The organism is Luteibacter sp., from assembly GCF_051958795.1.
GTDB lineage: Bacteria > Pseudomonadota > Gammaproteobacteria > Xanthomonadales > Rhodanobacteraceae > Luteibacter.
This window is the reverse complement of record NZ_JBQCFT010000118.1, coordinates 1-7075: the sequence shown is the minus strand read 5'-3', so window position 1 is coordinate 7075 and position 7075 is coordinate 1. Positions and strand designations below refer to the sequence as shown.

The window sequence follows — 7075 nt, the reverse complement described above, 5'->3', positions numbered from 1 at the left end:
ACGACGACGCCGGAGATCCTTTCTGCACTGGTGAGTGCCGACGCGTTGTCACCTGTTCCGGCCATGCTGCGGCTGGTCGCACTCAACGGGGAGGCGTCGGAGTCAGTGGCGGCACCGCTGACCGTGAGCCGACTGCTGGCGGCGGATCGTATCGACGGCATCGATGCCTTCGTATTCCTGCACCTACGCGGAATTGTGGCCCGGATTCTGGAGCAGGACGTAGCGCTGGAGGAGACGCCTGCCGTCGTGCTGAGGGTGCTCAAGGCGCTGGAGCACGACGAAACGATGGCAGGGAAGTACTTCGAAAAGAGCCAGTGTACCTTTCCCAACCTCGCCACCTTGCCACCGGATTTCTGGGACAGCGCGATGCGCGCGGATCGCCTCGACGACCGCGTGGATGCAGTACGCACGTATGAAGCGCGCCGGCCGCGTGTCGGCACGGATGACCCCGATGCGGTCGACGAGGCGACGACCCGGACCATCCTCAAAGACTACGCTAGCGCTCATGCAACGCTACTTGGCCAAGGGCTTTGGAACAGCAGTGGCGATGAACGTCTTCAGGAATGGATCGTGAGCGACCCTGACCTCGACGATTCAACCGTCCTCACCCTGTTGTCGACCAGTGTGATCACATCGCCGGCATCGCTGAGCGAGGGAGTCCCCGACGAGCGCCTGGAACTGCTGGTCCGACACGGCCGCCTGGCGTTCAGCGAGGCGATCTGGACGGTTATGATGGCGCGGCCACTGGAAACCCAGGTGGCCTACCTTGCGTCGCATTGGGATCAGGCCCGCCAGACACCGGTCGAGGCGCAACTGGATTTCGGGCTCACCGCCCGTCTCTACGAGGATTCAGTGCTGTCGATCGAGGATGCAGTGCGCATCTTTGCCATGATGGATGCCACGGCGTTCGACGGGTCGCGTGCACTGCTTGGCGCGCTCGCCGAGCGTGCCGCCGACGCCGACCTGGCCTTCCCGGCGCCGCTGGTCGATGCCGCCGCGCGACTGCTGCCCACGACCGAAAACGAGCCGCGATGGACCAAGAACCTTTTACTACAGGCGATGCCGGCACTGACGTGGCCGCCGGTCTCCGCGGCCTTGCGCTCCCTGGGCGGCGACCTGGCCAAGGTCGGTAACGGGCGAAGCACCGAGGTCGATCCCGCTGGGGGCGTGGGTCTCTTGCTCGACGCGCTCAAGCGGTACCACTTCGTCTCCAGCCTAACCCCGGGCAAGCGAGGAACGAAGGTCAACATGAAAAGGAAGCCGCATAAGCCATGACCACGCCAGTGACGCGTAAGAGACCGGAGTCGCCCGCTGCCGGGGGCAGGGTACCGTTGGCAGCGAAGAGAAGCGATCGGGGCAGTGTGACGCTGGGCGCCCGCCACGTAGCGCAGTGCACGCAGGGGAGCCCCGCCGATGGACGATAGGCTGCTCGCGTCCTTGCGTTACCGCGGCGAAAGTGCCGACCTCGATTACAAGGCCGAGCGCTACAAATTTGCCAAGGCCGGTGACGAGGACAAATCCGAATTACTCAAGGATGTTCTGGCGATGGCCAACGCGACACGCGATGGCTGGGCGTGGATCTTGATGGGTTTTAAGGAGCGCTCGCCGGAACCGGCCGAGCTCGTCGGACTGAGCCCCGACGGGATCATCGATGATTCGCGCTTGCAGGAGTTCATCAATGCCAAGGTCGAGCCGAAGCTAACCTTTCATTACGAAGAGCGGATGTTCGAAGGCAAACATGTCGCGATCCTCGGCATTCCCAAGCAAGCCGGGAGGCCGTTCTTCGTCCGGAAGGATTACGGCGCGGTGAAACGCGACACCGTGTATGTCCGCCGCGGCAGCGCCACCGGTATTGCCGATCCCCGGGAAATCTCGTTGATGGGTGTGGCCGATGCCCGAGCGCCTGATCCGGACCTGTCGGTCACCCTGGCGACCCCGGCCAACGACGCATTCCCGACCGACTTCGCGCGCACCTTCGTGCAATTCGCTGATCTGCCGGACTTGGCCAGGGAAGACGACCGGCGAAGCAGTCCCATCGGTCATGTCAATCGTCACTATTACCGGCAGATGGGCACATTCATTGCCACTCACTTGGCCGCCATCGAGGTGCGCGTCGGCCTGCGCAACGACTCTGAGTTCAGCCTCGACGATGTCCAGGTGGACGTGTCTTGCGAAGGCTTGAGCTCCCAGTCGACGGGCATGGTGCGAGTCGACGATCTACCGAAGGCCCCGCGGGCGCACGAGCTTTATTTTGGCCACACGGTGCAGTCCGTACTTCAGGCGACACAGCGGCGCATGCATGTCGACGATAGCGGCGGTGCGCCAACCGCCCGCGTTGAATTTGGCACGCTCCGACCGGGTCAGTCCGCACGTACGGAGGTTGATCTGGCCCTGCTACCGACGCAGGCGGGAGACTATGTCCTGGTCGTGACCGTCCTTGCGCGCGAACTGGCCCGCCCCTTAGTGCATCGCCACGCGTTCACGGTGGCGGGTGTGCGGGAGATCGAAGTGCCGATGCCACGGTTGGGCGCCTTTTTCGAACTGCTGCCCGCGTCGGTGCGCAGCAAAGTCGTATAGGGTCCGCGTCCTTTTGGTGCACGGCTACTCCTCATTGTCCGGTGAGCGGCGCTCACGGGATGGGCGCAGGGCCTTGAGGCGGGCGAACCGATCCTCGCCCGCCTGGGCGGCCAGCAGGTGCTCGGCATAACGGATGGGCATCCGCTCGCTGGCCCAGCGGCCGGCGATCTGCACTTGAGCAGTCGTGGACCCTGCGCGGACCATGTCCTGCGCTGCGCCCACGCGCGCCGAATGGCCCGAGAGCCAGTGGAGGTCCGGATCCAGTCCGGCGAGCGTCGCCGCACGCCGAAACACGTTCCCCACCTCGCGGGTGCTCAGGGGGACAGCCTCCCGGCGTTGCGCGGCCGCGACGCGCGTACGGCAGCGCTCGGCCTCCGTGGCGTCCTCCGCCGCAGCGGTATCCAGAAAGAGATCGTCGGCCACCGCATGAAAGACGTACTCGCCCACGGGCGCCACGTCGCGCCATGCCTGCAAAGCCGTCATGGATTCCGGACGCAGGTACAACGTACGGCCCACGCCGGCCTGGTCGGTCTTGGTCCGACCAAACCGGTAGGTGCCGCCACCGGTTGAAAGGGGCTCGATCCGCGCCCAAGGCATCGCGACCAGTTCGGAAGCGCGCATCAACAAGTCGTTGGCCACGTGGAGCAGCGCGGTATCGCGCCGGCGGCGCCGCTGCTGGGCGTGCGCGGCCAAGGCGAGCCGCGACGGAGCGACCCGGCGGGTGCTCAACGGTTCGGCCTCGAGCGCGGCCACCATCGCTTCAAGCAGATCCAGGGTCATAGGGGCCGCTTGCGCCTGATTCGCATCGACGCGCTCCCGCACGACGTCGCGCCAGTAGTCCCGGGCGACCGCGCTGTCCATCGGATTCGGGCAGCCGTGCCGGCGATGAATGTCGGTAAGTGACCACACGATGTGCTCGAGCGTGGGCTTGCGGCGGCCGGCAGCGAGCAGCAAGTCCAGGAAGGCGCGGACGTCGTCGAACGCCGCTGGCAGGACCACGCGGTCATAGTGTGCGCAAAACGCCAGCCAGGTCAGCCAGTCCGCCGCCCGCGTGCGGCGGCTGTTCGGAGCCAGGCCAAGGGTGCCGTGATGGCGCTGCTGGTCGACGTAGTCGGTGGCCGCAGCCAGCTGATCGTCCGACAAGGCAAAGCGGAACGGCACCCCCAACGGGCCGACGACGGCCTGACGGACCGCCACCAGGCCCCCTTGGGCAACCTCGGCCAACCCGGCGACCGCGCTTTCGGCGGCGCCCTCGGCGCGGGCAGACGCCGCGTTGCGCAGTTGCGCGGCAAGTCGATCGCGCGTCGCTTGAAAGGGAAGGGCGGGCAGGGAGTGCCGACGGGGCATCCGCGTTCCAAGGCAGTAAGGGCAGGGCATAACGGCCAGAAACGCAGCCGATTCGCCGACGATACGCACCTTACCCCTCACATCCTATTCTGACAAGTGCCATTGTCGGAAGTCGTTACTCCACCAAGATATGGGATATGTATGGCATATCTTATTGCGTCGCTGGCGGCGTGCGCCTACAGTTTCAGCGCCCTTCCCCGGAGACCGATGGTGGCGACCGAAGCCGAGCAACACGCCGCCGAAGCCGCGGTCGCCGCCGCGTGGCGCGACCAATGCGGGGCACGCGCTGGACCGCTGGAGCAGGCCGATGTCGACGCGATCGCCGACGCCGCGTTTCAAACCCCGGGGGTCAAACCGACGGTGGAGTTGATCCGGCGCATCGCCGGCGGGGGTTCGCCCAACGCCATCCACCCGAAGCTCGACGCGTGGTTCCGGCGGGGCCGGGAGGCTACCGGTGTCACCGACGTCCCTGCTGAACTAGCGGCGTTGTGGGAGCGCCTGCAGGCGGCGGCCGTCACGGCCGCCCGCCGGGAGCTGCAGCCAATGATCGACGCCCTCGCCGACGACCGAACGGTGCTGGAAGGCGCGCGCGCCCAACTGGCGGTGGATCAGGCGACGCTGGTTACCGAACGCGCGGCCACCGCCGGGCTGGTCACGGCAATGCGCGAGGACTTCCAGCGCCTGGAGAATCGCAACGAGACGTTGCAGGCTCAGCTGGTGGCATTACAGGACGGTGTCCGCACCGCCGCACACGTCGTGCGCGAGACTGAGCAGCAGCTCGCGATCAGCAAGGCCGCCCATGACCAACTGGCCGGCCAGCTTCGCGATGCCCGACGCACGGTGGGTGCGCTGCAAGACGAGGCCCGCACGCGCGACGACGAGCTCACCGCGACGCTTGCCGCCCTGCAGGCGAGCGAGGCGGAAGCCCAGGCGTTGCATACCGCGTTGGCCGCCGCGACGGCCGCGCGCACCGTCGCCGAAGGCTTAGCGGAGGCGCGTGCCAGCGAACTCGACACAGCACGGACCGCGGTCACCCAGCATGCCGCGCTGTTGGTGGAACTCGAACAGGCGGCGCAGCTCGCAAAGGCGACGGCTACCTCGGACCTTCGCCTGCGTGAGCATCTGACCAGCGAACTCGCGCGCGAGCGGGATGCGCTGACCCATGCGCGAACGGTGACGAGCCAGACGAGCGAAGCCCTGGCCGCCAGCCAGGCCACGGTGGCGGCCCTCACCAGGGAGACGGGTCGGCTGCATGCGCTGCTCCAGGAAGCCGCGCTGGCCGCCCGCCCGGCTACCGACGATTCACCCTAGGCCCAATATCGCGCCTTGGCGGCATTTACGGGAGCGATTAGCATCAGCGCGTACGCTCGACTCCGTTGCCCGCAAGGATGAGGTTAACCGCATGGTTTGCGTAAGTCAGTCAAAGTTCCCCAGCGGTTCAGAATGGCGCCGCTGGGATCTCCACATCCACACGCCAGACAGTGTCCTTGGGACCCCGTATCCAGGCATAGGCTGGGAGGAGTACCTGCTTGCGCTGGAGACGAAGGCATCGGAGCAAGCGATTGCGGTGATCGGCATAACCGACTACCTGAGCATCGATGGTTACGAGCGCGTGCTGGCGGCGCGCACGGCTCAGACGCCGGCGCTGACGCAGGTTGAGTTGATCCTGCCCAATATCGAATTGCGTGCAAGCCCGCAAACGAAGGACGGCAAGGCCTTAAATATCCATGTACTCGTTGATCCGACCGATCCTGAGCACGTCGCCAAGATCAAACAAGCCCTGCGCAACCTGCGGGTCGACTATGGCGGCGAATCCTACGGATGCGTGCGCGAGGAGCTGATCGCGTTCGGACGCGCGCAGCAAGCGAACCTGACGGACGAGGCCGCGTATCGTTTCGGGCTGGAGCAGTTCAAGCCCTCGTACGAGGTGATCATTGCGTGGATCGGGAAGCAGGGCTGGCTACGGGCCAACGCGCTGATTGGCATCGCTAACGGCAAGGATGGGATCAGCGGCCTGCCGGTCGACGGTTTCAGTGCCGTTCGCGATCAATTGCTCAAGCACGCGCACTTCGTCTTCTCAGCCAATCCCAGTGATCGTGCTTACTATTTGGGTCGGAAAGAAGGCGTTCCGGAAAGCCAGATCGTGCAGATGTATTCATCGCTGAAGCCTTGCTTGCACGGATCGGACGCGCACAACCTCGCCGAACTGTTCCGCCCTGACGAAAACCGGTTCTGCTGGATCAAGGCCGATCCGACATTCGAGGGGTTGCGCCAGGTGATCTGGGAACCCGATGAGCGCGTCCACATCGGGCCGTCCAAGCCGGGGGTTTCGGATGCAAGTCGGATCATTCAGCGTATCCTTATTCGACAAGGCGCGGGCTGGTTCGCCACGAACGATATCCCGCTCAATAGCGGACTCGTCGCCATCATTGGGGAGAAAGGGGCCGGCAAGACGGCCATTGCGGATCTCATCGCGTTCGCGGCCGGCGTGTCGACCGATGAACAATCCCAATCGTCCTTTATCGTGAAGGGGCGAGTGCACCTTTTTGGGGTGGAAGCCACGCTTGAATGGGCTACCGGCACCGCGACCGCCGGCATACTGCTCGACAAGCCGTTCAAAGCCGAGCGCCCCCTGGTACGTTACCTATCGCAGGACTTTGTCGAGCGCCTGTGCTCGTCAGATCATCAGGGAAACGAACTGCAACGCGCCATTGAGGATGTTGTCTTTTCGCATCTCGACGAAGGCCACCGCGAGGGCTTCTCGTCCTTTGACGAACTGCGGCTGTCGCGGGAGCAATCGTCGCAGTCCCGTCGCGATGGTCTTCGCGGTCAGATTTCCACCTTAAATCGCGAAATCGACCGTCTGCATGGCGCTCTCGCTCAGCGTGAGGGTAAGGTCAATTCGCGTGACGAGGCCCGCCAGCAGGTTGTCGAACTAAAAAAACAGCTTCCGGCTGTCACGCAGTCGGCCGATGACGTAACACTCGCGCAGCTGGCAACGGAGCAGGCCGCGCTGAAGGACGTTGAAGCTGACATAGCCAGCCTGTCGCGGGGGCGGCGCCGGGTTGAAGAATTCCTTCGATCCTATCTGGAGCTTCGGGCACGAACCGATCGCCAGCTCAGGGACTTGGTTGAAGGGGGCAAGCTCTCC

Annotated in this window: 4 protein-coding genes and 1 pseudogene; 4 read left to right on the top strand and 1 reads right to left on the bottom strand. The window is 65.0% G+C overall.

Annotation, left to right across the window (positions count from 1 at the left end; translation table 11 throughout):
* Both ACTHLF_RS06575 and ACTHLF_RS06570 read left to right on the top strand, forming a co-directional pair.
* Positions 1–1275, top strand: a 1275-nt coding sequence (locus ACTHLF_RS06575) for a hypothetical protein (RefSeq protein ID WP_440325914.1), incomplete at its 5' end; no start/stop codon positions are given.
* Positions 1276–1413: 138 nt separating this feature from the next.
* Positions 1414–2577 (top strand): AlbA family DNA-binding domain-containing protein, encoded by a 1164-nt coding sequence (locus tag ACTHLF_RS06570; protein ID WP_440325912.1) that lies wholly within the window; start codon positions 1414–1416, stop codon positions 2575–2577.
* Between the two features lie 24 nt (positions 2578–2601).
* On the opposite strand, the gene ACTHLF_RS06565 is transcribed toward ACTHLF_RS06570, so the two are convergent.
* Positions 2602–3993 carry a tyrosine-type recombinase/integrase gene (locus ACTHLF_RS06565; protein WP_440325911.1) on the bottom strand — a complete coding sequence of 464 codons (1392 nt, stop codon included), beginning with the start codon at positions 3991–3993 and terminating at the stop codon, positions 2602–2604.
* A gap of 138 nt (positions 3994–4131) precedes the next feature.
* Here ACTHLF_RS06565 and ACTHLF_RS06560 point away from each other — a divergent pair, with 138 nt between their 5' ends.
* Together ACTHLF_RS06560 and ACTHLF_RS06555 are read left to right on the top strand one after the other, a co-directional pair.
* A complete protein-coding gene (locus ACTHLF_RS06560; protein WP_440325909.1) occupies positions 4132–5235 on the top strand; it encodes a DNA-binding protein in 1104 nt (367 codons plus the stop codon).
* 91 nt (positions 5236–5326) lie between these two features.
* Positions 5327–7075, top strand: a pseudogene (locus tag ACTHLF_RS06555) (hypothetical protein); the annotation flags it as partial.